This window comes from Kitasatospora cinereorecta (assembly GCF_024172095.1).
GTDB lineage: Bacteria > Actinomycetota > Actinomycetes > Streptomycetales > Streptomycetaceae > Kitasatospora > Kitasatospora cinereorecta.
Window position 1 is genome coordinate 439,655 of record NZ_JAMZDX010000006.1, and the last position, 23,365, is coordinate 463,019.

General features: G+C 73.8%; 20 protein-coding genes. 7 read left to right on the forward strand and 13 right to left on the reverse strand.

Annotation, left to right across the window (positions count from 1 at the left end; all coding sequences use genetic code 11):
• The first annotated feature begins 66 nt into the window (after nt 1-66).
• Together FHR36_RS31365 and FHR36_RS31370 are read left to right on the forward strand one after the other, a co-directional pair.
• On the forward strand, nt 67-1,353 hold the full coding sequence (locus FHR36_RS31365; RefSeq protein ID WP_253802679.1) for a sensor histidine kinase: 1,287 nt from the start codon (nt 67-69) through the stop codon (nt 1,351-1,353).
• Nucleotides 1,350-1,964, forward strand: coding sequence for a response regulator transcription factor (locus FHR36_RS31370; RefSeq protein ID WP_253802681.1), 615 nt, complete (start codon nt 1,350-1,352; stop codon nt 1,962-1,964). The genes FHR36_RS31365 and FHR36_RS31370 overlap by 4 nt, the downstream gene beginning before the upstream one ends.
• 106 nt (nt 1,965-2,070) lie before the next feature.
• On the opposite strand, the gene FHR36_RS31375 is transcribed toward FHR36_RS31370, so the two are convergent.
• The 4 genes from FHR36_RS31375 to purD form a co-directional block, all read right to left on the reverse strand.
• Nucleotides 2,071-2,967 carry a phosphoribosylaminoimidazolesuccinocarboxamide synthase gene (locus FHR36_RS31375; protein WP_253802683.1) on the reverse strand — a complete coding sequence of 299 codons (897 nt, stop codon included), beginning with the start codon at nt 2,965-2,967 and terminating at the stop codon, nt 2,071-2,073.
• A 59-nt stretch (nt 2,968-3,026) separates the two neighbouring features.
• Nucleotides 3,027-4,565 carry a N,N-dimethylformamidase beta subunit family domain-containing protein gene (locus tag FHR36_RS31380; RefSeq protein ID WP_253802685.1) on the reverse strand — a complete coding sequence of 513 codons (1,539 nt, stop codon included), beginning with the start codon at nt 4,563-4,565 and terminating at the stop codon, nt 3,027-3,029.
• A 134-nt stretch (nt 4,566-4,699) separates the two neighbouring features.
• A complete protein-coding gene (locus FHR36_RS31385; protein WP_253802688.1) occupies nt 4,700-6,187 on the reverse strand; it encodes a hypothetical protein in 1,488 nt (495 codons plus the stop codon).
• 437 nt (nt 6,188-6,624) lie between these two features.
• Nucleotides 6,625-7,869: a phosphoribosylamine--glycine ligase gene (gene purD, locus FHR36_RS31390; protein WP_253802690.1), complete on the reverse strand. Its 1,245-nt coding sequence runs from the start codon at nt 7,867-7,869 to the stop codon at nt 6,625-6,627.
• A gap of 337 nt (nt 7,870-8,206) precedes the next feature.
• Between purD and FHR36_RS31395 the strand changes: the two genes are divergently transcribed.
• Nucleotides 8,207-8,992, forward strand: coding sequence for an SLATT domain-containing protein (locus FHR36_RS31395; protein WP_380232488.1), 786 nt, complete (start codon nt 8,207-8,209; stop codon nt 8,990-8,992).
• 40 nt (nt 8,993-9,032) lie between these two features.
• Here FHR36_RS31395 and FHR36_RS31400 read toward each other — a convergent pair whose 3' ends face one another.
• The 3 genes from FHR36_RS31400 to FHR36_RS31410 all read right to left on the reverse strand — a co-directional run bounded on the left by FHR36_RS31400 (nt 9,033) and on the right by FHR36_RS31410 (nt 11,666).
• Nucleotides 9,033-9,680: a putative DNA-mimic protein gene (locus FHR36_RS31400; RefSeq protein ID WP_253802692.1), complete on the reverse strand. Its 648-nt coding sequence runs from the start codon at nt 9,678-9,680 to the stop codon at nt 9,033-9,035.
• Between the two features lie 44 nt (nt 9,681-9,724).
• The gene (locus tag FHR36_RS31405; protein ID WP_308199691.1) at nt 9,725-10,705 is read right to left on the reverse strand and encodes a GntR family transcriptional regulator; all 981 of its coding nucleotides are present in this window, start codon (nt 10,703-10,705) and stop codon (nt 9,725-9,727) included.
• Nucleotides 10,706-10,868: 163 nt separating this feature from the next.
• Complete coding sequence (locus tag FHR36_RS31410; protein WP_253802694.1) at nt 10,869-11,666, reverse strand: carbon-nitrogen family hydrolase; 798 nt, start codon at nt 11,664-11,666, stop codon at nt 10,869-10,871.
• Nucleotides 11,667-11,821: 155 nt separating this feature from the next.
• Here FHR36_RS31410 and FHR36_RS31415 point away from each other — a divergent pair, with 155 nt between their 5' ends.
• Together FHR36_RS31415 and FHR36_RS31420 are read left to right on the forward strand one after the other, a co-directional pair.
• Nucleotides 11,822-12,655, forward strand: coding sequence for a maleylpyruvate isomerase family mycothiol-dependent enzyme (locus FHR36_RS31415; protein ID WP_253802696.1), 834 nt, complete (start codon nt 11,822-11,824; stop codon nt 12,653-12,655).
• A 153-nt stretch (nt 12,656-12,808) separates the two neighbouring features.
• On the forward strand, nt 12,809-13,630 hold the full coding sequence (locus FHR36_RS31420; protein ID WP_253802698.1) for a BRO-N domain-containing protein: 822 nt from the start codon (nt 12,809-12,811) through the stop codon (nt 13,628-13,630).
• A gap of 31 nt (nt 13,631-13,661) precedes the next feature.
• Here FHR36_RS31420 and FHR36_RS31425 read toward each other — a convergent pair whose 3' ends face one another.
• The 3 genes from FHR36_RS31425 to FHR36_RS31435 form a co-directional block, all read right to left on the reverse strand.
• Nucleotides 13,662-15,023, reverse strand: coding sequence for an MFS transporter (locus tag FHR36_RS31425; protein ID WP_301330889.1), 1,362 nt, complete (start codon nt 15,021-15,023; stop codon nt 13,662-13,664).
• A 91-nt stretch (nt 15,024-15,114) separates the two neighbouring features.
• Entirely contained in the window at nt 15,115-16,353 is a 1,239-nt protein-coding gene (locus FHR36_RS31430) for a M64 family metallopeptidase (protein WP_253802702.1), read from the reverse strand.
• 145 nt (nt 16,354-16,498) lie between these two features.
• Nucleotides 16,499-17,728 carry a benzoate/H(+) symporter BenE family transporter gene (locus FHR36_RS31435; RefSeq protein ID WP_253802704.1) on the reverse strand — a complete coding sequence of 410 codons (1,230 nt, stop codon included), beginning with the start codon at nt 17,726-17,728 and terminating at the stop codon, nt 16,499-16,501.
• Nucleotides 17,729-17,882: 154 nt separating this feature from the next.
• Here FHR36_RS31435 and FHR36_RS31440 point away from each other — a divergent pair, with 154 nt between their 5' ends.
• A complete protein-coding gene (locus FHR36_RS31440) occupies nt 17,883-18,719 on the forward strand; it encodes a hypothetical protein (protein WP_253802707.1) in 837 nt (278 codons plus the stop codon).
• Between the two features lie 68 nt (nt 18,720-18,787).
• On the opposite strand, the gene FHR36_RS39645 is transcribed toward FHR36_RS31440, so the two are convergent.
• Genes FHR36_RS39645 through pdhA form a run of 3 tightly spaced genes read right to left on the reverse strand, consistent with a single transcriptional unit; the run spans nt 18,788 to nt 22,367 of the window.
• Nucleotides 18,788-20,230, reverse strand: coding sequence for a dihydrolipoamide acetyltransferase family protein (locus FHR36_RS39645; RefSeq protein ID WP_301330890.1), 1,443 nt, complete (start codon nt 20,228-20,230; stop codon nt 18,788-18,790).
• A gap of 14 nt (nt 20,231-20,244) precedes the next feature.
• Nucleotides 20,245-21,219: an alpha-ketoacid dehydrogenase subunit beta gene (locus tag FHR36_RS31460; protein WP_407660872.1), complete on the reverse strand. Its 975-nt coding sequence runs from the start codon at nt 21,217-21,219 to the stop codon at nt 20,245-20,247.
• Nucleotides 21,219-22,367 carry a pyruvate dehydrogenase (acetyl-transferring) E1 component subunit alpha gene (pdhA, locus tag FHR36_RS31465; RefSeq protein ID WP_380232481.1) on the reverse strand — a complete coding sequence of 383 codons (1,149 nt, stop codon included), beginning with the start codon at nt 22,365-22,367 and terminating at the stop codon, nt 21,219-21,221. The genes FHR36_RS31460 and pdhA overlap by 1 nt, the downstream gene beginning before the upstream one ends.
• 315 nt (nt 22,368-22,682) lie before the next feature.
• On the opposite strand from pdhA, the gene FHR36_RS31470 reads away from it, so the two are divergent.
• A complete protein-coding gene (locus FHR36_RS31470; RefSeq protein WP_253802711.1) occupies nt 22,683-23,342 on the forward strand; it encodes a response regulator in 660 nt (219 codons plus the stop codon).
• Nucleotides 23,343-23,365 lie beyond the last annotated feature (23 nt).

Below are 23,365 nucleotides of genomic sequence, written 5' to 3' on the forward strand. Positions count from 1 at the left end.
CCGTACTGCGGCGCCCGGCTGGTAACGCCCGGCTGGTAAGAAGGAGCCCGATCGGGAGGGGAGCACGTGGACGTGGCACGACCGGTCCGCCGCTGGCGGGCCACCGGCAAGCCGCAGCGCACCGAGCTGCTGGTCCGCTGGTCGCTGTACTCGGTGGCGGTGGCCCAGCCGCTGGTCACGCTCAGCCTGCTGGGCGGCCTGGTCGGCAGGAACGAGATCTCGCCGCTCGCCGTCCGGGTGGCCGTGTTCGGCAGCGTGCTGGCCGCCGCCGCCAACGTGGCGCTGTTCCGGGTCACCCTGCCCGCCTACCTGGGCCGCCGCGCCCGCCCGACCGGCTGGATCTGCGCCGCCGGCGCGCTCGCGCTGGCGGTCGGTACGGCCACCCTGGTGGTCGGCCCGCACCCCGGTCCGGACGGGCCGGCGGCCTTCTCCCCCGGTGTCCTGACCGTCACCGTGTCCTTCTGGCTCGCCTCCGCCTCGCTGGGCCTCGCACCGGCCCGCGCGGCGGCCACCGGACTGGTGGGCCTGGCCCTGACCGCCGTCCCGCTGCTGGTGGCCGGCCTGTCACCGTTCGCCGTGCTCGGCCTGCTGATCGGCTCCGCGCTCGGCGCGCTGCTCGGCGGCGTCACCTACCGCAGCTCCGCCTGGATGGCCCGGGTGGTGTGGGAGCTCGACGCCGCCCGCGAGACCCAGGCCCGGCTGGCCGTCGCCGAGGAGCGGCTGCGCTTCTCCCGCGACCTGCACGACGTGCTCGGCCGCAACCTCACCACGATCGCGCTGAAGAGCGAACTGGCCGTCCAACTCGCCCGCCGGGGCCGCCCGGAGGCCGCCGACCAGATGACCGAGGTGCAGCGGATCGCCCAGGAGTCGCACCGCGAGGTGCGCGAGGTGGTGCGCGGCTACCGCAGCGCCGACCTCCAGGCCGAGGTGACAGGCGCCCGGGCGGTGCTGCGCGCCGCCGACGTCGCCTGCGAGCTGGCCTTCACCACGGATCCCGCCGCGCTGCCCGTCACCGTCCAGTCGGTGCTGGGCTGGGTGGTCCGCGAGGCCGCCACCAACGTCCTGCGGCACAGCGAGGCCGCCCGCTGCGCGATCCGGCTCCGGACCGCCGACGGGGCCGTCGTGCTGGAGGTCGAGAACGACGGCGTACGGGCGGTGCCCGCCCAGCGCGGGGCCGACCCGACCGGGGCCGACCCGGGTGGGAGCGGCCTGGCCGGCCTGCGGGAACGGCTCTGCGCGTACGGCGGCGCGCTGGACGTCCCCGCCGCCGACCCGGGCACCTTCAAGGTCACCGCCACCCTGCCGCTCGCCCTGCCGCCCGCCCTGCCGGCCCCGGAGGTGCCGACCCGATGACCGACCCCGTCCGTGTGCTGCTGGCCGACGACGAGCACCTGATCCGCGGCGCACTGGCCGCCCTGCTCGCGCTGGAGGACGACATCACGGTGGTCGCCGAGGCCGCCTCCGGGCCGGAGGCCCTCGCCATGGCCGCCGCCCACCGGCCGGACGTCGCCGTGCTCGACCTGCAGATGCCCGGGCTGGACGGCATCGAGGTGGCCGCCGAGCTGCGGCGACGGGTGCCCGAGTGCCGCACGATGATCGTCACCGGGCACGGGCGGCCCGGGTACCTCAAGCGCGCCCTGGAGGTCGGTGTCCGCGGCTTCCTGCCGAAGACCGTCTCCGCGTCGGATCTGGCCGGAATCATCCGTACCGTCCGGGCCGGCGGGCGGTACGTGGACCCCGAGCTGGCCGCCGACGCGATCAGCGCGGGCGACAGCCCGCTCACCCCGCGCGAGACCGACGTCCTGGAGCTCGCCGCCCACGGCACCTCGATCGCGGACATCGCCGCCCGGGCGGCGCTCTCCCCCGGGACGGTCCGCAACTACCTGTCCTCGGCGGCCACCAAACTCGGCGCGGAGAACCGGCACGCGGCGGTCCGGATCGCCCGCGAGCACGGCTGGATCTGAGAGTTCGGGCGAGCGAACAGGGGCGCGAGGAACTGCGCGACCGGCCGACAGCTCAGGAAGAGCGATGGCTGGTCGCGCAGTTCCTCGCGCCCCTACTCGGTTACCCCTACCAGCTGAGGCCGGTGAGGCGCTCGTACGCCTCGATGTACCGCGCCCGGGTGTGCTCCACGACGTCCGCCGGGAGGGCCGGCGGCGGCAGCTCGCCCTTGGGGTCCCAGCCGGAGGCGGGCGAGGCGAGCCAGTTGCGGATGATCTGCTTGTCGAAGGAGGGCTGGCTCTGCCCCGGCTTCCACTCGTCGGCGGGCCAGTAGCGCGAGGAGTCCGGCGTGAGCACTTCGTCGCCGATCACCAGCTCGCCGTCCAGCAGGCCGAACTCGAACTTGGTGTCGGCCAGGATGAGCCCCCGCTCACGGGCGATGTCCCGGGCGCGGCCGTAGACGGCGAGCGTGGTCTGCCGGAGGGTGGCGGCCAGTTCGGCGCCGACCCGGCGGGCGGTCTCCTCGTAGGAGACGTTCTCGTCGTGCTCCCCGACCTCGGCCTTCAGCGCCGGGGTGTAGATCGGCGCGGGCAGCTCGGAGCCGTCCACCAGGCCGTCCGGGAGGGCGATGCCGCAGACGGTGCGGTCGGCCTCGTACTCCTTGAGGCCGGAGCCGGTGAGGTAGCCGCGGGCGACGCACTCGACCGGGACCATCTCCAGGCTGCGGCAGATCATCGTCCGGCCCGCCCAGTCGGCGGGGGCGCCGGCCGGGACGTCGGTGGAGACCACGTGGTTGGGGACCAGGTCGGCGATCCGCTCGAACCACCACATCGACAGCTGGGTGAGGATCCGGCCCTTGTCGGGGATCTCGTTGGGCAGCACCCAGTCGAAGGCCGAGGTCCGGTCACTGGCCACCATCACCAGGTCGCCGTTCTCGGCCCGGTACAGGTCGCGCACCTTGCCGGTGTGCAGGTGGACCAGGCCGGGCACCTGGACCGGCTCGGGCTTGGTGACAAATCCGCTCAAGGTCAGTCCTCAGGGGAAAAGGAAGGGGAGCTGTGCGGCCGAGTCTTTCACGGCGCAGGTCAGCCCTCCTTGCAGAGGTGGTCCAGCAGGTTGGCGGTGGCCCGCTGGATCCGCTCGTCGGTGTGGCCGGGCCGGTCCAGGGCGGGCGACCAGGCGAAGGTGCCGGCGGCGAAGACATACGCGCCGCTGGGGGCGCGGTAGAGCGAGGTCTCCTGGTGGGTGGTGCGGCCGGCCGAGTCGCGGTACGGGGAGTGGGCGAGCAGGATCCGCTCGGTGTGCTCGGGGAGCGCGACCTTGGGGAAGTAGCGGTCGGCCTCGCCGGCGACCAGGCCGGGCAACGGGTCGCCGTCGTGCAGGCCGGTGCCCTCCCAGAGCCAGTGGGAGGTGTTGCGGGCGATCAGCGGGACGGGCGAGGGGACGCTGCCGGCGTACTGGAGGCCGAGCAGGTGCTGCTCGGGTTCGCCGGCGTCGCGCCACAGGGCGCTGGCGCTGCCGGGGGCGCCGGCGGCGGGGCTGTCCGGGGGCAGCTTCTGGCGCTTGCGGCAGTTGAGCAGCCGGTGGGGTTCGCCGGAGGCGCCGGGGGTGAGGTCGACCCGCCAGTACATGGTGTTGGCGGAGAGGAAGACCAGCGAGGTGCCGCCGTCGCGGGCGCGTTCGACGGCGCGGCGCATCGGCTCGGACCAGTACTCGTCGTGGCCGGGGAAGACCAGGGCCTTGTGCCGGGTCGGGTCGACCAGGCCGGCGTGCAGGTCGGTGGCGGTGGCGTAGGCGAGGTCGTAGCCGTAGCGCTCGGCCCAGCGGATGAAGTCGTAGGCGTGGCCGACGTGCAGCGGCAGGCCGGCGCCGGCGTGCGGGCGGTCGAAGGAGACGGTGACGGCGGCCTCGGCCTCACCGAGCAGCCGGCCGGTGCCGTCCCAGGCGTGGTAGAGGCTGGCGCCCTGGTGGCCGTCCTCGGGGAAGAGGTTGTAGGCCTGCCAGGTGACGTCGGGGATGACCAGGAGGAGTTCGGCGGCGTGCAGCCGGTCGGCGGGGTCGCGGACGGTGAACGGGATGTGGCTGCGGTCGCGGCCGTCGGCGGTGGTGAGCACGGCGACGTAGGCGCCCGGCCGCCAGTCCGGGGGGATCTGCAGCCGCCAGGACTGCCACCAGTGGTGGCAGGAGACGGTGCGGCCTACCACCAGCGGGGCGGCCTGGGCCATGCCGGCGATCAGCGGGCTGGAGTGCACCTGGCGGGCGCCGTCGCCGCCGTCGTGGCCGATCCGGTAGACGTCGACCTGGAACTCGCGGGGCGGGTTGACGGTGACCCGGAGGTCGACCGCGCCGCCGGGGCGGATCACTCCGGCCGAGGCGAAGCCCTTGATCTGCTGGTCGACGTCGTCGGAGTTGCGGGGGGTGCCGACCGGCGGGGCGGGCCGGGTGCCGGGCGGCGGGTGCTGGCCGGGGGCGTCCACGCTGACGTACCAGGGGACGGCTGCCTCGCCCTCGGCCCGGTACGCGTCCGGGCTGCGCAGCCAGGGCAGCGGTCCCTGGCCGAACGGGTCGGACACGCCGTGCGCCAGCGTGCCGGACTCCCACCGCCGATTGCGTTCCGTCCCCACGCGCCCTCCCCACCACTGGCCCATCCGCCGGGAGTTGGCAATTGCCACGCGGATGTGCGTGTGGTCCAGCACACCACACCCCGATGGCGCTGCGTCACCCCACCGTAGCAACTGGTACTCGGCAACCGCCGTCGTCAGCCGGAGAGCCGTACCGGGCGTTCCAGCCGCACCCCGGCCCGCTCCAGCCAAGTGCGCAAGGGTTTGTCCTCGCCGTGTTCGACCGCGCCGACCACGGCGGCCGCGAGGTCGGCGCGGCGGCCGTCCAGCAGCAGGACCGGGCCGTCCAGCCAGTCCAGGCCGGGGGTCGCGGAGCCGGCGTCCACCGCGGCGCAGCAGACCGTCGCGGTGACGTGTTCGACCAGCAGCTCGCGTCCGCTGCGCACGGGTGGCAGCGGGGGCGCGACCTTGGCGGCGCGCGCCACCTGGCCGGCCAGTGCGGCGGCCAGCTGCTCGGCCTCGCCGGCCGCCAGCCGGGCCAGCAGCCGGGCGAGGGTGGGCCGGGCGGCCCGGTCGTCGCCGAGGGCGGCCTGCAGGGCGGCGGCCTGGACCCGCCAGCCGCGGTCGACCACGTCGCGCGGGTAGTCGGTCCAGTCGAGCGCGCGCCAGCCCGCGGCGGGGACTTCGTGCAGCAGCTCGGCGGCGAGCAGCGAGACGGCGGCGTCGATGTCGCCGGGCTCCTCGAGCAGGTCGCAGGCGGGCCGGTCGCCGAGGCGGGTCTCGTAGCCGTCGGCGAGCCGGTCGCGGCGGGAGAGGTCGGTGAGGGCGGCGACCACGCCGGCGTTGAGGTGGGCGGGGTGGCGGCCGAGCCGCCAGGCGGGCAGGGCGACCCGGGTGAGCAGGCGGTCCCAGCCGGCGTAGGCCAGGCCGACCTGTTCCTGGGCGGCGATCCGCAGGCCGTAGTCGACGGCCCTGGCGTGCTCGGAGGCCCAGGCCGCGGCGGCCCGTTCCAGTTCGGAGGCGTGCTCGCGGCAGGCGGCCAGCAGGGCCCGGTTGATCCGGTCGACCAGGGCGGCGGGGCCCTTGCGGCCGCCGTCGATCGCGGCGTCCAGGCTGCGCAGGAAGCGGCGGGCGGCGGCGATCTCGGGGTCGGCCGCGGCGGCGGTGCCGGCCACCACGGGGGCCAGCAGGGCGCGCAGCTCGCCGGCGCGCATCCACCACAGGAAGGGCGAGCCGATCACCAGGACCGGTGCGGGCGTCCGATGGTGCCGGTCGGCCGGGCCGGGCGGCTCCTCCAGCCAGCTGTCGCAGTCCGGGGTGAGGGCGATGGCGGAGGGGGCGGGCACCTCCAGCCGTTCGGCGAGTTCGCCGATCAGCCGGTACAGCTCGGGGGCGCAGGAGGTGTCCAGCGGGACGGTCGGGGTGGCCGGGGGGACGGCCCGGCGGTGCGAGCGGGCCACCAGGGCGGCGGTGAGCAGCGCCAGGGCGGCGACGGCGGCGACCGCCCAGCGGACGGCGTCCCAGGCCGGGGCGTCGGGGGATCCGGGCGCGCCGATCCGGCCGGTGAACCGCCCGGCTATGAGCACCACCGCGACGGCGGCGGGCAGGACGGCGGCGGCCAGGGCCCGTCCGCGGACCCGCAGAACGGCCTGGGCACGTGCGCGTGCGGCGTCGACAGCGGCCATCCGACGCGTCACCCCCTTCGCAGCCGATGGGAAACGATCAATACCGGTACGGGAAACGGCCATCACCGCCCCCGTTGATGCATGGTGCGTGGCACTTCTGACAGTTTTGACGCCCGCGTGCGGACCGGTGTTCCGGTTCGCCGCGGATTCCACCCGTCCTGGTGACGGGCGCGGGTGCCACCGCGTCCCCAGCATCCCCCCGGTGCGGCCCCGCCACGAGCGGCGGGGGCGACGGCACCACCCCGGGCCATCGCGACCCAGCGCACCCTACGACCGGTACCGGTGGCCCGTCAGCCGGATCCCCAAGACATCACCCGAAGGACTGGAATTCTTCCCCCGGCCGGGACGGCGGGCCCGGTCCGGGAACGCCGCGGGGCGCTGCGTCCGGACGGGTAGTCCGGGCGCAGCGCCCCGCGAAAGGCCTGGTCGGCGGCGGGTCAGCCGGCGGCCTTGGCGGCGATGTCGGTGCGGTGCTGGGCGCCCTTGAAGGAGATCCGCTCGACCCCCCGGTAGGCCTTGGCGCGGGCCTCGGCGAGGTCCTCGCCGGTCGCGGTGACCGACAGGACGCGGCCGCCCGCGGTGAGCACCTCGCCGTCGGCGCCGAACCGGGTGCCGGCGTGCAGTACGAAGGCGGTGCCGTCGGCCTCGGCCTCGGCGAGGCCGTCGATCGGGTCGCCGGTGCGGGGCGCGGCGGGGTAGCCCTCGGAGGCCATCACCACGGTGACGGCGGCGCCGTCGCTCCAGCGCAGCGGCTCCAGCTCGGCCAGGGTGCCCTTGGCGGCGGCGAGCAGGACGCCGGCCAGCGGGGTGCGCAGCCGGGCCAGCACGACCTGGGTCTCCGGGTCGCCGAAGCGGGCGTTGAACTCGATCACCCGGGTGCCGCGGCCGGTCAGTGCCAGGCCGGCGTACAGCAGGCCGGAGAAGGGAGTACCGCGACGGCGCAGCTCGTCCACGGTGGGCTGCAGGACGGTGTCCAGCACCTCCTGGACCAGGCCCTCGGGGGCCCAGGGCAGCGGGGAGTAGGCGCCCATGCCGCCGGTGTTGGGGCCCTCGTCGCCGTCCAGGGCGCGCTTGAAGTCCTGGGCGGGGACCAGCGGGAGCACGGTGGTGCCGTCGGTGATCGCGAACAGCGAGACCTCGGGGCCGTCGAGGTACTCCTCGATGACCACGCGGTCGCAGCTCGCGGCGTGGGCCAGGGCGGCCGCGCGGTCGGAGGTGACCACGACGCCCTTGCCGGCGGCCAGGCCGTCGTCCTTCACCACATAGGGGGCGCCGAAGGCGTCGAGGGCCTCGGCGGCCTCCTCGGCGGTGAGGCAGACGTAGGAGCGGGCGGTGGGGACGCCGGCGCCGGCCATCACGTCCTTGGCGAAGGCCTTGGAGCCCTCCAGCTGGGCGGCCTCGGCGGAGGGGCCGAAGACCGGGATGCCGGCCGCGCGCAGCGGGTCGGCGACGCCGGCCACCAGCGGGGCCTCCGGGCCGACCACGACCAGGTCGGCGGCGAGTTCCCGGGCCAGCTCGGTGACGGCCGCGCCGTCCAGCTGGTCGACCGGGTGGACCGTCGCCACCTGCGCGATCCCGGCGTTGCCCGGGGCGCAGTGGAGCTCGGTCACGTCGGGATCTTGGGACAGGGAGCGGCACAGGGCGTGTTCGCGGGCGCCGCCGCCGATGACGAGGACCTTCACGCTTGGCAAGGGTAGTCGCTGGTGGAACCTCCAATAGCAGGCGCTATGCCCGCTCCGGAGTTGGAGGAACATCCAAGACCCGCGTGGAGTCAGGTTGGCGGCCGCACTTCACCTCGCTCGGAAGAGTGAAATCCAGCCACCCGCCGAAACCCTCTCACCTCGCGTTCCGGACGTGAATTCCCATAACGATCACCGGGGAAGCGGCCCCACGGTCAGCCATTTGGCGGTAAGAAGTGCTTCGACACACTGTCAGCCCCACACACAGTCAGAAACCTCTACCGTCAGTCCCGGTGACCGCCGGGCCTCCGCCGTCACACCGCCACAGGGAGCGCCACAGGTGAGCCAGCCGGAAATGCAGCCCGAGGAAAGTGCCTGGGGCAAGGAGGTCGGGGACGACGACCCGCCCGTCCTGCCCGCCACCGGACGGACCCCGACCCGTCGCCGCACCGACCTGAGCGCCCGCCAGTTCCCGCTGGGCGACTGGGGCGAGCCGGCCGAGCGGCTGGAGGAGCTCTACCGCTGGTCGGAGGAGCGGGCGGTCGAGGCGATCGAGTGGTACCGCAGGGACCGGGTCTGGAAGCGGCGGTGGGCCCGGGTGCTGCGTTTCGGCTCGGCCGTCTTCGCGGTCGGCGGGGTCGCCGGCCCGCTGGTCGCCCTCACCGGGACGCTGGACCGGGCGCTGGAGTACGGCTACGCGGGGCTGGCGCTGTCCGCGGCCTGCCTGCTGGCCGACCGGGCCTTCGGGCTGACCTCCGGCTGGATGCGGGACGTGTCCACCTCGCAGGCGCTGCAACGGCGCCTGGAGGCCTTCCAGTTCGACTGGGCCTCGGAGTGCGTGCGCGAGGTGCTCGGCCCCACCGAGGGCACCGCCGGCGAGGCCGCCGAGCGCTGTCTGGGGGTGCTGCGGCGCTTCTGCGAGGACGTCTCGGAGCTGGTCCGCACCGAGACCTCGGAGTGGATGCTGGAGTTCCGGGCCGGGATGACCCAGCTGCCCACCCAGGCCCCCGGCAGCTGGGGCGGGCGGTCCGAGGGCGGCATGGGCGCCCAGGTCCGCGTCCTGCCGGCGCCGGGCACCCGGCCGACCATGCCGCGCCAGCGGCCCCCGGAGGGACCGCTCCGCTGACCTGCGGCGCAAGCCCCGGCCGGCGGCGCGGGACGCCGCCTCAGGCGAAGACCACCATGGAGCCCTGGGTGACGCTGCGGGTCGCCGCCGCGTAGAGGCCGGCCCAGGCGTGCCGCTCCCGGGCGTAGGGGTGGACGTCGTCCAGCGGCGGCCCGAAGGGCTGCTCCAGCTCGGTCGGGTTGAGCGGGCGGGTGGGGGCCGGCGGGTTGAGCACGTCGATCCCCAACACCGGTGCCACCGCCTGCAGTTCGCGCAGCAGGCCGTACGAGGATCCGAGCGGGCCACCGGCCGCGAGCAGGCCGTCGTCGACCAGCGGGACGGCGAAGTCCACCGGCACGTAGGCGCCCGCGTGGTCGAAGTGCCATACCAGGTGCGACTGTTCGGCCGTCGACTCGAACATCTCCAGCAGCTGCTCGTAGTCACCACCGAGCGCGTCCACCGGTGTGATCTCGAAGCCGGTGATGCCCAACATGTAGGCCCGGCGCAGGAAGTGGAGCGAGTCGTAGTCGAAGGCGGCTATCGCCTCCACCTCGCCGCTGAAGCCCGGTACGTAGCCGTGCACCGGCACGGCCGGCAGGCCGTGCGAGGCCAGCACACCATTGTAGCGGGCGAGATCGTCCCGGAACGGGTTCTCCGGGTTGTGGGTCAGCACGTCCACGAGCGGGACGAGCCAGAGGTCGCAGGCCATGGGCCGGCTCATCCTCTCCGACGGGCGGGCAACGACGGCCCACCCTACCGGCCCGGCGCCGACTCCCCGTTCCCCGCCCGGGGCGGCCGGAGCGGGTACCCGGGGTGCTGCGCCGGCGGGTGCGCCGGGTCCGGGGAGTCCGGCGAGGCGAACCGGGGCATCGGCACCATGCCCAGCCCCACCTCCGCCGCCGTCTCCCGCGCGGCCGTCTCCCGCGCCAGCGTCTCCCGGACCACCGGGTCGGGGCCGTCCCCGGCGGCCGGCGCCGCCGTCCCGGGCTCGCGCAGCAGCGGGAGCACCTCGACCCCGTCCAGCGGCTTGCCCAGCAGTCCGGCCAGCAGCTCCAGCGTGAACCGGTTGTAGTCGTTGACGATGCGGTGGGCGCCGACCGGGTCCCGGGCCTCGATCCGGTCGACCAGCTCGCCGTGGCGGTCCCAGCACACCCCCCTCAGCTCGCCGGCCGCCCGCAGGTGCGGAGCGGCGAACATCCAGGACTGCACCCGCAGCCAGCCCAGGTAGCCGGCGATCCGGTCGTTGCACAGCAGCGCCGCCGCCTCCCGCCAGAACCGCAGGTCGCAGCCGACCATCACGTCCAGCTGGCCGGCCCGGGAGGCCCGGGAGGCGGCCTCGGCGCGGCGGCGCAGCGAGGAGAGCCGGGCCCAGTCGTAGCGGCCGATCCGGGCCGCCAGGTGGCGCAGCGCGTTGTCGGTCAGCAGCGCGCGGGCCTCGAAGATCTCCAGGAAGTCGTCCCAGCCGTACGCGGGCACGGTGAAGCCGCGGTGGTGCTCGGTGGTGAGCAGGCCCTGCGCGGCCAGGTCGACCAGCGCCTCGCGGGCCGGGGTGGCGGAGACGCCGTACAGCTCGGCGATCTCCTTGACGGTGAAGTTGCGTCCGGCCGGGAAGCGGCCGGCCATCATCTCCTCGCGCAGCGCCTCGGCGATCTGCTCGCGGAGGCTGTTGCGCCGGATCGCGGAGCGGCCCTCACCGGGCTCCCCGCCGCCGTACAGCCCGTTGCCGACCGTCATCCGTCCACCCCCTCCCGCGCCCGCCGAACCGATCCGTCCGGGCTCACACCTGCCCGAAAATCGCGCACAGGCTACCCAAGACCGGCAATCCGGACCAAGCCCCCGCCCCTGAGCGGGCTCCGGACCCGCTCGGCGCGGCCCGTCAGCGCCGGGCCGCGGCCCGTCAGCGCTGGACCGGGGCCGGGATGCCGAGCAGGCGATCGCGGTGCACGGGGAACTCCGCCCGGGCCTTGGCCACCTCGGCCGGGTCCAGTTCCACGGTGAGCACCTGCTCCTCGGCACCGGCCTCGCCCAGCACCCGGCCCCACGGGTCGACCACGATGCTGGCGCCCGCCTGCTCCACTCCCCCGTGGGTGCCCGCGGTGTTGCAGGCCAGCACGTACGCCTGCTCCTCCACCGCGCGGGCCCGGGCCAGCAGCGTCCAGTGCTCCCGGCGGCGGGCCGGCCAGGCGGCCGGGACCACCAGCAGCTCGGCCCCGCCGTCCAGCAGCGCCCGGAACAGCTCCGGGAAGCGCAGGTCGTAGCAGGTGGCCAGGCCCAGGGTGGCGAAGTCGGTGGCGGCGGTGACGATCTCCTGGCCGGCGCCCATCGCGACCGCCTCGCCGCTGTCGAAGCCGAAGCGGTGGATCTTGCGGTAGGTGTGCGCCAGCTCGCCGTCGGGGGCGAACAGCAGCGAGGTGTTGTAGATCGGACCGTCCGGGTCGCGTTCGACGATCGAACCCGCGTGCACCCAGGCGCCGATCGCCTTGGCGGCCGCCGACATCGCCTCCGCGGTCGGCCCGTCCAGCGCCTCGGCCCCCTGCGACCAGAGCTCGTAGGCGAAGCCGCCGAGCGCCCAGAGTTCGGGCAGGATCACCAGGTCGGCGCCCTCCTGGGCGCGCACCAGCGCCGCGGCCCGGGCCCGCCGCTCGGCGGGCGGCTCCGCATCGGAGACCGCGAGTTGGATCAATGAAGCGCGCACAGTACCACCGTCCACGGCAAGAGTCCTACGATCGTCACCCGAAAGCGCTGCCCTGCTCACACCGGGCAGCGTAACGTGCCGGTAGCGCGTCCGCCCGGGAGTCCCCGCGGCCCGGACCGCGAGCGACGGAAGCCTACGGAGGGCCGGAGATTCCCGTGACGGACAACCAGACCGTGCAGTCCTACATCGACGCCTGGACGCATTCCGTCGAAGCGATAACCGAGCTGCTGGCCCCCGTCCCGACCGACTCGTGGAACCGGCCCACCGAGTGCCCCGGCTGGTCCGTCCGCGACGTGGTCTCGCACATCATCGGCGTCGAGTCCGAGCTGCTCGGCGACCCGCGGCCGATCCACTCGCTCCCCGGCGACCTGCGCCACGTCACCGGCGAGTACGCCCGCTACATCGAGCTCCCGGTCGACAAGCGCCGCTGCCACACCCCGATCGAGGTGATCAGCGAGCTGGAGTACACGGTCATCCGGCGCTCCCGGGCGCTGCGCAACGCCCGCCACGAACCCGGCGACCTGGTCCGCTGGCCGGCCGGTCCGCTCTCCGAGGACGTCCCGTACGTCGAACTGCTGCGTCGGCGCGCCGGCGACGTCTGGGTGCTCGAGCAGGACCTGCGGCGCGCGCTGCGCACCCCCGGCAACCTCTCCGCCCCCGGCGCCCTGGTCACCCGCGACCTGTTGCTGCAGGGCCTGCCGGACGTGGTCGCCAAGCGGGCCGGCGCCCCGGCCGGCACCACCGTCGCCTTCGAGGTGACCGGACCGGTCGGCTTCCTGCGCACCGTCCGGGTCGACGCGAGCGGCCGCGGCACCGTCGACGAGTCCGTGGTCCTCGGCCCGGACACGCGGATCACCCTCGACTGGGAGACCTTCGTCCGACTCGCCTGCGGCCGGGTCCGCCCGGAAGCGGTCGGTGACCGCCTGCGCTTTGCGGGCGACCACGAACTATCGACGAGGGTTCTGGCCCACTTCTCACAGAAGCCCTGATCAGACGGGTTACATATGACTAGTGGCATCGCGCACTGACGCACTCGGGCGCCGCACTTCGCGCCTCCGTACGACCGCGCCACCCCGTCACGCTCACCCGTTCGGCCTCGTTTGTCCGGGCAGCCCATCACCGAGAGTGAAGGAGGGGCAGCCTTGAACGACGAGGCCGACATGGTGCTGGTGCACTCCCACTTCCCCGTCACGGGGGACCCGATCCGGGTCGTCATGATCGACGGCGAGCCCTGGTTCGCCACGGCGGACGTCTGCCGGGTGCTCGAACACACCAACCCGAGCAAGGCCGTCCGCGGCATCGGACGGGAACACCAGCGCACCGTGAATACCCGAACCATTTCCCTTACCGATGGTTCGGGTATTCCCGAAGCCGCAGGTCAGCAGCACCGCGGACGCGGGAACCCACTGCTCGGCGTGATCAGCGAGGCGGGGCTCTACACGCTCCTGCTGCGTTCGAACAAGCCGAACGCCCGGCCGTTCCAGGACTGGGTCACGGGCGAGCTGCTGCCGTCCGTGCGGCGGGGTGACACCGACGGACCGTGGCACCGTCGGCGCATGGCCGAGACCCTGGCCGAGGCGATCGGACAGGAGGTCGACATCCTCGCCGAGTTCGACCACGACACCGTCTTCGGGATCAACGTCCGCTCGGACGGGACGGTGCACTGCCGACACGGCGAGATGGAGTTCGTGATGCCGTCGCCGGAGGAGGACAGCGGGCCGCCGTACGGCGGGTACTTCCGCTGCCCGAGCGTGGAGAGGGTGGGGATCCGCGGCGGTCGGGCGATCCCGCGGTGCGCCAAGCTGAAGCTGGTCGACCTGACCACGCACCTGGCGTACGCCCGGCTGCAGGCGCCCCGCCGCCAGCCGGACGGCGGCCCGCTGGTGTTCGAGTACGGGCGGGCCCGGATCTACGGCGAGGCGCCCGACATCGCCGCGCTGATGCGGGAGATGGGCGAGCTGTAGCGGCCTGCCCGACCGGTCGCCGCGGTCCCGTTCAGCGCGGGGTCGCGGCGACCTTCCGCCGCAGGCGCAGGATCATGGCGCTGCCGAGCAGCAGCGGCAGGAACTGGAAGCAGAACGCCAGCCGGTAGGCGCCCGCGGTGTAGCCGTCCCCGTGGGAGAGGGCGTCGAGCAGCACGCCGATGCCGAGCAGGGTGATCATCGCGCCGACGAAGCCGCCCATGTTGGCGATGCCGGAGGCGGTGCCGATTCGCTCCACCGGGTTGGCGGAGCGGGCGTAGTCGAGGCCGATCAGCGAGGCGGGGCCGTTGCTGCCCATCACCAGGACCAGGGCGACCAGCAGCCAGGTCGGCGGGTGCCCGCCGGGCCAGGCGAGGGCGAGGGCCCAGACGGTGCCGGTGGCGGCGAGGACGCTCAGCGCGACGGGCATCCGCAGGGCGGCGGAGCGGGAGACCAGCCGGCCGAAGAGCAAGCCGAACGCCATGCTCGCCAGCACCAGCAGGCTGAGCATCCCACCGGCGGCGGCGCGGGTCATGCCCTGGGCCTCGACCAGGTAGGGCAGGCCCCAGAGCAGTCCGAAGGCGGCGGCGGGGAAGGCGGTGGTGAAGTGCACCCACAGGCCGAGCCGGGTGCCGGGTTCGCGCCAGGAGTCGCGGATCTGCCGCCGGACCGAGAGCCGGCGACCGGGGGCGGCGGGCGCGGCGGTGCCGGGCGGGGCCTCCCGCAGGGCGAGCGCCACCAGGGCGAAGACGCCGACGCCGGCCAGCGCGATGGTGCCGAAGGTACGGGTCCACCCGGCGGTGTGCAGGGCCTGGGCGAGGACCACGGTGGTGACCAGGTTGCCGCCGGTGCCGACGAAGCCGGTGAGCTGGGCGACCAGCGGGTTGCGGGCGGGCGGGAACCAGCGGGCGGCGACCCGCAGGACGCTGATGAAGGTCATCGCGTCGCCGCAGCCGAGCACGGCCCGGGAGGCGAGCGCGGGCCCGTACGCGTCGGACAGGGCGAAGGCGAGCTGGCCGGCGCTCATCAGCAGGGCGCCGAGCAGCAGCACCCGGCGCGGACCGAAGCGGTCGACCAGCAGGCCGACCGGGATCTGCATGGCCGCGTAGACCAGGACCTGCAGGATCGAGAAGGTGGAGAGCGCGGAGGCCCCGATGGAGAACCGGGCGGCGGCGTCCAGGCCGGCGACGCCGAGGCTGGTGCGGTGCACCACGGCGAGGACGTAGACCAGGGAGCCGATCGACCAGGCCAGCCAGGCGGCGCGCCCACCGGGCGGGACGAGCACCTCCGTGACGGCACGGGGCGCGGGTACCGCGCCGGCGGCCGCGGCGGGCACGGCCGATACGGCGGACACGGACGGTGCGGACGGGGCGGTGCCTGGCGGGTCCACGGTCATAGTGGATCCAGGCTAGTCATCCCATCAAATGATCTATTCGCCGGGTCGCAGGTCGGTGCGGGTGGCCGCGCGATCGACGCCCGACGGCCGGTCAGCCCGCCACGGTCCAGCTCACCGAGCGCGTCATGTACTGGGCGCGGAACGCCTCGTCGCGGACCCAGTCGGTGGTGTCCCGCACGGTCGCGGTGACCGTCACCTTGCGGCCGGGGGCGAGGCCCAGCGCGCCGGTGTCCAGCCAGCTGTGGTCGAGCGCGGTGGACTCCACCGGCCTGCCGTCCACCGTCCAGTCCACCTGCAGCTGCCGCTGACCGCTCAGCGCCACCGGGTGGACGCTCAGCCGGGGCCGGCCGGTGACGGCGCCGGCGGCCGGGTCGGGGGCGTCCATCGGCCGCACCCGGCGGTAGATCTGCTCGATGATCGCCTCGCGCGAGGGCAGGTTGTACGTCCCGCCGAGGGTGCGCATCACCGAGTCCGCGGTGGGCCGGTAGAGGCCGTTGCCGCTGCGGTAGGCGCCGACCGTGCCGGCGCCGTCGGGCGAGGCGGCGCCGATCCACCGCCACCACTTGGTGCGGGTCCGCAGCATCTCGTCGGCGTCCACGGTGGCCAGGTTCGGGTAGTCGGAGTCGGTCGGCGCGCTGTCGTACTCGTCGCCGAGGTCGCCGATGGTGTGCCCGATCTCGTGCTGGATGATCCGCCCGGCGTCCGGGCTGCCACCGGCCAGCGTGGTCACCCCGGTCCCGCCGGCGCCGCCGTACTCGGTCGAGTTGGCCAGGGCGATCAGGTACTGCGGCCCGTCCCCCGCGCCCGCGTACCGGGCGGTGGCGTCCTCGTCGGCGCACAGCAGCCGGGCGGTGCCCTCGCACCAGAAGTGCATGCCCAGCGGGGTGGTCGGGTTGTTGCCGCCCGGCTCGCTCTCGGCGATGCCGGAGGCCGAGGAGACCACGTCGACCCGCCGTATGTTGAAGAAGCCCTGGTAGGTGCGGAACGGCTCGATGTCCAGCAGGGCGCGCCAGGCCCGGTCCGCCTGGTCCCGGAACAGGCTCTGCTGGATGTCGGTGTAGCCGTCGCCGAGCAGCACCAGGGTGATCCGGTTGGCCGGGTCGCCGGAGAGCTTCAGGTCGACCGTGGGGGCGGCGCCGCGGGCCCGCAGGTCGGCGGGGTGCGACCGGTCGGGCGGCGCCGCGCGGTCGGTGACCTGGCCGATCGGCGGGCCTATCACCGTGGAGGGCGCGGGGGAGGCCAGTTCCAGCGCCGCGGGCAGCACGGCCGCGGTGAGCAGCACCAGGGCGGCGGCGCTGCGCATCACGGGTCCGGGATTGCCAGACGTCATACGCGGGCGTCCTCGCTGCGACGGTCACCCGGCCGGACGCTCGGGTGGATGGTCGCTCAGACGTACCCGGTTCAGGCCGTGACCCGGCCGTGGACCTGCGAATCTCCCCCGGGCGGAGCAATCGCGGCGGGCCCGGGCCGCCTCGTCAGGCGCGGCGCCGGGCGGTCAGCGCCAGGTGGGTGGCCAGACCCAGCAGCAGGCCCCAGAAGGCCGCGCCGATGCCGAACAGGCTCATCCCGGAGGCGGTGGTCAGGAAGGTCACCACGGCCCCGTCCCGGCCCTCCTCGGCCGCCACCGCGCCGGCCAGGCTGCCCTGGAACGAGGCCAGCAGGGCGACTCCGGCGACCAGCGCGATCAGGGCGTGCGGCAGGCCGGTGAACAGGCTGACCAGCACCCCGCCGAAGGTACCCACCAGCAGGTAGAGCACACCGGCGGACATCCCGGCCACGTAGCGGCGGCGCGGGTCGGGGTGGCTCTCCGGGCTGGTGCAGATCGCGGCGGTGATCGCGGCCAGGTTGACCCCGGGCGAGCCGAACGGCGCCAGCAGCACCGACACGCCTCCGGTGGAGCCGATCAGCAGCCGGTCGTCCGGCTGGTAGCCGGAGGCCCGCATGATGCCGAGGCCGGGCGCGTTCTGCGAGGCCAGCGCGACGATGGCGAGCGGCAGCGCCAGCCCGACCAGGGCCGGTCCGGAGAACGCGGGGACGGTGAACACCGGCCGGACCGGGCCGCCGGCGCCCAGGTGCAGCGGCAGCCCGGAGGTCGCCGCGGCCAGTGCGGCGCCGACCAGCAGCGCGAGGGGCACGGCGTAGCGCGGCAGCAGGCGCTTGGCGAGCAGGAACGCCGCGAGGCCGCCCACCACCAGCACCGGGGCGGCGCGCAGCTCGGTGAAGATGCCGGCGCCGAAGGAGAACAGGATGCCGGCCAGCATCGCGTGGACGATCCCCGCCGGGATGGCCCGGATCAGCCGCCCGAACAGACCGGTCACCCCGAACAGCGCCACCGCGACGTTGGCCACCAGGAAGGCGCCGACCGCCTCCCGGTACGGGTACGCGCCGAGGCTGCCCACCAGCAGGGCGGCGCCCGGCGTGGACCAGGCGGTGATCACCGGGGTGCGGGTCCACCAGCTGAGCAGCAGGCAGGTCAGTCCGCTGCCGATCGAGACGGCCCAGATCCAGGAGGCGGTGTGCGGCTGGTCCAGCCGTCCGGCGGCGGCCGCGGCGAGGACCACGACCAGCGGGCCGGAGAAGGAGACCGCGATGCACACCAGGCCGGCCAGCAGGGCCGGGAGCGAGGCGTCCCGGCGCAGCGAGGGTCGCCCGTGGTCCTCGGTGCGTACGGCTCCGGCCTGTGTCGCTGTCTGCTGTTCCGCCACCCGGGCAGTATCCCGGAGGGCCGCGGCGAGGTCGCGGAAAATTTTTCGGAACCACCTGCAACCCCGCCGGGGGATGGACGTCCATCAGGGTGAGGGCACCGGGAGGGACCGGAGCCGACTTCCACTCACACGCCGTCCTGGGGGGACTCCTGTCATGCGTGCGCCCGCTATCTCCCGCTTTGTCGCCACCTCTGCCGCTGCCGTCGTGCTCGGCATCGGCCTCCCGCTGCTGTCCGGCACCGGCACCGCCTGGGCCTGCGGCGACGAGCAGAACACCAGCGTCGAGGCGCTGCCGGAGCAGCACGCGACCCGTCCGGTCATCGCGTTCATCGCTCCCACGCCCGGTTCGATGACGGCGGGCGGCAAGGTCGAGATCGGTCTCGAGGTGGTCAACACCACCGGTCAGGCGTACCAGCGCTTCGCGCCGACCCTCGATTTCTACGACGTCGGGGGTCCGACCAACATCAGTGACCTGAGCCTCGAGGTCATGAAGGACGGGCAGTGGATTCCGCTCAAGCTGCGTCCGGGCTGCGACCCGACCCGGATCGGTGACACCTCGCCGCTCGCCGCGCCGCTCGCCGACGGCGCCACCCGCCGGTACCTCTTCCGCTTCGGGGTGACGGACCGGCTCGAGACCGCGATCACCATGCGTGTGTACGGCGGCCTGAGCGGGAACGGCCAGGTCCCGACGTTCGACATGGCGGTCAAGCCGTCGAAGCCGGCCGAGCAGCCCACTTCCCGGCCGACGGCGAGCACGGCGCCCACGACGCCGGCCCCGGCCGTCCCGGCCGCCGTCACCACCACCGCGGCGGCCGCTCCGGCGGCCACTGCGACCGCCACCGCGAGCACGGAGCCGGCCGCGGCCCCGCAGCAGGAGCTGGCCTCCACCGGGCCGTCCTCGGTCACCGGCTTCCTGTTCGCCTCGGCGCTGGCCTCGCTGGCACTGGGCGGCGGGGTGCTCTACGGCGTGCGCCGGATCACCAAGGGCTGAGCCCCCGAGAACGGCCGATGGCCCCTGCTCCGGCGGGAGCAGGGGCCATCGGCGTGTCACCGGCGGGGTCAGCCCCAGGTGATCAGTCGCTTCGGGAACTCCAGGATCGCCGCGATGTCGGCGAGCACCTTGGAGCCGAGCTCGCCGTCGACCAGGCGGTGGTCGAAGGAGAGCGCGAGCGTGGTGACCTGGCGGGGCACCACCTTGCCCTTGTGGACCCACGGCATGTCCCGGACCGCGCCGAAGGCCAGGATGGCGGCCTCGCCGGGGTTGAGGATCGGGGTGCCGGTGTCGACGCCGAAGACGCCGACGTTGGTGATGGTGATCGAGCCGCCGGTCATGTCGGCCGGCGAGGTCTTGCCCTGGCGGGCGGTGTCGACCAGGTCGCCGAGCGAGATCGCCAGCTGGGACAGCGTCTTGGCGCCGGCGTCCTTGATGTTCGGCACGATCAGGCCGCGCGGGGTGGCCGCGGCGATGCCGAGGTTGACCGCGCCCTTGATGACGATCTCCTGGGCCGCCTCGTCCCAGGCCGCGTTGATCTCCGGGTGGCGCTTGACCGCGGTCAGCAGCGCCTTGGCGACCAGCAGCAGCGGGCTGACCCGGACGCCGGCGCCCAGCTCTCCGCTCTGCTTGAGCTTGGCGACCAGCTTCATCGTGCGGGTCACGTCGACCTGGACGAACTCGGTGACGTGCGGCGCGGTGAAGGCCGAGGAGACCATCGCGGCCGCCGTTGCCTTGCGCACGCCCTTGATCGGCACCCGGACGTCGCCGGACCCGGTGGGCAGCTCGACCGGGGCGGCGGCCACCGGAGCGGCCGGCGCGACGGCCGGCGTCTCCACCACCGGCGCGGGGGCCGGGGCTGCGGCGGCGTGCACGTCCTCGCGGGTGATCACGCCGCCGGGGCCGGTCGGCACCACGGCGCGCAGGTCGATCCCGAGGTCCTTGGCCAGCTTGCGCACCGGCGGCTTGGCCAGCGGCCGGTCCTCGGCCGGAGCCGACGCCGGGGCGGACACCTGGGCCGGCACCACGGGGGCCACCGGAGCCGGGGCTGCCGGGGCCACGGGAGCCGCGGCCGCCGGGGTCACCGGAGCGCTCGCGGCGGGGGCCGGAGCGGTGCGGCGGGCCCGGCGCTGGGCGGTGCCGGTGCGCGGGCCGTAGCCGACCAGCACCTCGCGGCGCTCGGGCTCGGTCTCCGCCGCCGGGGCGGCGGCGGACGCCGGGGCGGCCGGTGCCGGGGCCTCGGCCGGAGCCGCACCCTCGACGGCCACCGCGATGATCACGGTGCCGACGTCGACGGTGGCACCCTCCGGGAAGTGCAGCGCCTCGACCGTGCCGGTGAACGGGATCGGCAGCTCGACCGCCGCCTTGGCGGTCTCCACCTCGCAGACCACCTGGCCGTCGGTGACGGTGTCGCCCGGCTTGACGTACCAGGTGAGGATCTCCGCCTCGGTGAGGCCCTCGCCCACGTCGGGCATCTTGAACTCGCGGAGCGAGCGAACAGCGTTGGTCATTCTCGCTCTCCGGTTCAGAAGGCCATCGCGCGGTCGACAGCGTCGAGCACACGGTCCAGGTCGGGCAGGAAGGTCTCTTCCACCCGGGACGGCGGGTAGGGGGCGAAGTAGCCGCCGACCCGCAGGATCGGCGCCTCCAGGTGGTAGAAGCACTTCTCGGTCAGGCGGGCGGCCAGCTCGGCGCCCATGCCCAGGAAGACCGGCGCCTCGTGCACCACGATGCCGCGCCCGGTGCGCTTGAGGGACTCCTCGACGGTGGCGAAGTCGACCGGCGACAGCGAGCGCAGGTCGACGACCTCCAGGCGGCGGCCGTCCTGCTCGGCGGCCGCGGCGGCCTCCTGGCAGACCTTGACCATCGGGCCGTACGCGATCAGGGTCGCGTCGGTGCCCTGGCGGACCACCCGGGCCGAGTGCAGCGGGATCAGCGGGTCGTCGCCGACCTCGCCCTTGTCCCAGTAGCGGCGCTTGGGCTCCAGGAAGATCACCGGGTCGTCCGACTCGATGGACTGGCGGAGCATCCAGTGCGCGTCGTGCGCGTTGGAGGGGCTGACCACGCGCAGACCGGCGGTGTGCGCGAAGTACGCCTCGTGCGACTCGCTGTGGTGCTCGACCGCGCCGATGCCGCCGCCGTACGGGATGCGGACGGTGATCGGCATCTTCACGTGGCCGAGGGCGCGGGCGTGCATCTTCGCCAGCTGGGTGACGATCTGGTCGAAGGCCGGGTAGACGAAGCCGTCGAACTGGATCTCCACCACCGGGCGGTAGCCGCGCAGGGCGAGGCCGATCGCGGTGCCCATGATGCCGGACTCGGCGAGCGGGGTGTCGATGACCCGGTCGTCGCCGAAGTCCTTCTGCAGGCCGTCGGTGATCCGGAAGACGCCGCCGAGCTTGCCGATGTCCTCGCCCATCAGGACGGTCTTCGGGTCGTTCTCGAGCGACTTGCGCAGGGCCTCGTTGAGCGCCTTGGCGATGCTGAGCTGAGCGGTCATCAGTGGTGCTCCCCACCCTCGAAGGAGGCCGCGTAGTCGAGGTACTCGGCGCGTTCCTCGTCCACCAGCGTGTGCGGCTCGCTGTAGACGTGGTCGAAGATCAGGGTCGGGTCGGGGTCCGGCATGGAGCGGACGCCCTCGCGCACGCGCAGGCCCAGCTTCTCGCTCTCGGCCTCGACCTCGGCGAAGAACGCCTCGTCGGCGAGGCCCTCCTTCTCCAGGTGCGCCTTCAGCCGGAGGATCGGGTCCTTGGCCTTCCAGGCCTCGGTCTCCTCGTTGAGCCGGTAGCGGGTCGGGTCGTCGGAGGTGGTGTGCGCGCCCATGCGGTAGGTGAAGGCCTCGATCAGCACCGGGCCCTGGCCGGTCCGGGCGTGGTCGAGCGCCCAGCGGGTGACCGCGAGGCAGGCCAGCACGTCGTTGCCGTCCACCCGGACGCCGGGGAAGCCGAAGCCGGCGGCGCGGCGGTAGAGCGGGATGCGGGTCTGCACCGTGGTGGGCTCGGAGATCGCCCACTGGTTGTTCTGGCAGAAGAAGACCACCGGCGAGTTGTACACCGAGGCGAAGGTGAAGGCCTCGTTCACGTCGCCCTGGCTGGAGGCGCCGTCGCCGAAGTAGGCGATGACCGCGTCGTCCGCGCCGTCCTTGGTGATGCCCATCGCGTATCCGGTGGCGTGCAGGGTCTGCGAGCCGATCACGATGGTGTAGAGGTGGAAGTTCTTCTCGTTGGGGTCCCAGCCGCCGTGGTTCACACCGCGGAACATGCCGAGCAGGTTCAGCGGGTCCACGTCGCGGCACCAGGCCACACCGTGCTCCCGGTAGGTCGGGAAGGCGTAGTCGCCCGGTCGCATCGCGCGACCGGAACCGACCTGGGCGGCTTCCTGACCGAGCAGCGAAGCCCACAGGCCCAGCTCGCCCTGGCGCTGCAGCGAGGTGGCCTCGGCGTCGAAACGCCGGACCAGCACCAGGTCGCGGTAGAGCGCGCGCAGCTCCTCGGGGGTGGTCGTCAGCGGGAAGTCCGGGTGCTCGACCCGGTCACCTTCCGGCGTGAGCAGCTGTACGAGCTCCGGCGCGGCGGAGCCGGCCTGGAGGTTGTCAGGGACGGAGGGGGCGGCCTTCTTGCGCGCCCTCGCCGTGCTTTTGACGGTCACGTTCACTCCTCGGTCTGTCCGGCCGCCCGGGGTCGCCGGTGACCGGTCCGGTCACCTCCTCGCAGGGTGCACGTGGGTGTGCGCACCGATTGCGGGTAGGTGGTGTTCCGATTCCGACGGCGGCCCTCACGAGAACGTTACCCAGCGACGACCCTTGGCGCGCTTGAGCTAGGACGTCCTAGTTGTTCTCGGACGAGCGCCGCAGGTGTGGTGCGGCTCTCGTTTTCACTGCCGTCAGGACACCTGCGCACGTTATCCGGGCAGAGCCTCCTGCGTAAGGGGGTAACAGGCATCGATTTGTGCGAGGCTTTGCAAATGAGCGATAACGGACATATCAGGGTCTTTCTCCTCGATGATCACGAGGTGGTGCGCCGCGGCGTACACGACCTGCTGTCCACCGAGGGGGACGTCGAGGTGGTCGGCGAGGCCGGGACGGCCGCCGAGGCGCTCGCCCGGATCCCCGCGGTCCGGCCGGACGTGGCGGTGCTGGACGTCCGGCTGCCGGACGGCAACGGCGTCGAGGTCTGCCGCGAGGTGCGCTCGATCGACCCCTCGATCCGCTGCCTGATGCTCACCTCGTTCTCCGACGACGAGGCGCTGTTCGACGCGATCATGGCGGGGGCGTCCGGCTATGTCCTGAAAGCGATCCGCGGCACCGACCTGCTCGCGGCGGTCCGCGACGTGGCGGCCGGCAAGTCGCTGCTCGACCCGGTCGCCACCAGCCGGGTGCTGGAGCGGCTGCGCGAGGGCGGCGAGAAGGAGGACGAACGGCTCGCCCAGTTGACGAAGCAGGAGCGCCGGATCCTGGACCTGATCGGCGAGGGCATGACCAACCGGCAGATCGGCAACGAGCTCCACCTGGCCGAGAAGACCGTGAAGAACTACGTCAGCAGCCTGCTCGCGAAGATGGGTATGGAGCGCCGGACCCAGGCGGCCGCCTACGTGGCCCGCCGCCAGGCCGATCATCATCACTGATCAGATCGGTGACGGTATGTCAA

Bases quoted from the DNA above. Each gene is read 5' to 3' on its own strand.
- FHR36_RS31370 (WP_253802681.1), top strand. From the start codon at position 1,350: ATGACCGACCCCGTCCGTGTGCTGCTGGCCGACGACGAGCACCTGATC.
- FHR36_RS31385 (WP_253802688.1), bottom strand. From the start codon at position 6,187: ATGGCCGCTGTCGACGCCGCACGCGCACGTGCCCAGGCCGTTCTGCGG.
- FHR36_RS31400 (WP_253802692.1), bottom strand. From the start codon at position 9,680: ATGGCCTGCGACCTCTGGCTCGTCCCGCTCGTGGACGTGCTGACCCAC.
- FHR36_RS31405 (WP_308199691.1), bottom strand. From the start codon at position 10,705: ATGACGGTCGGCAACGGGCTGTACGGCGGCGGGGAGCCCGGTGAGGGC.
- FHR36_RS31425 (WP_301330889.1), bottom strand. From the start codon at position 15,023: ATGACCGTGGACCCGCCAGGCACCGCCCCGTCCGCACCGTCCGTGTCC.
- FHR36_RS31430 (WP_253802702.1), bottom strand. From the start codon at position 16,353: ATGACGTCTGGCAATCCCGGACCCGTGATGCGCAGCGCCGCCGCCCTG.
- FHR36_RS31440 (WP_253802707.1), top strand. From the start codon at position 17,883: ATGCGTGCGCCCGCTATCTCCCGCTTTGTCGCCACCTCTGCCGCTGCC.
- FHR36_RS39645 (WP_301330890.1), bottom strand. From the start codon at position 20,230: ATGACCAACGCTGTTCGCTCGCTCCGCGAGTTCAAGATGCCCGACGTG.
- FHR36_RS31460 (WP_407660872.1), bottom strand. From the start codon at position 21,219: ATGACCGCTCAGCTCAGCATCGCCAAGGCGCTCAACGAGGCCCTGCGC.
- FHR36_RS31470 (WP_253802711.1), top strand. From the start codon at position 22,683: ATGAGCGATAACGGACATATCAGGGTCTTTCTCCTCGATGATCACGAG.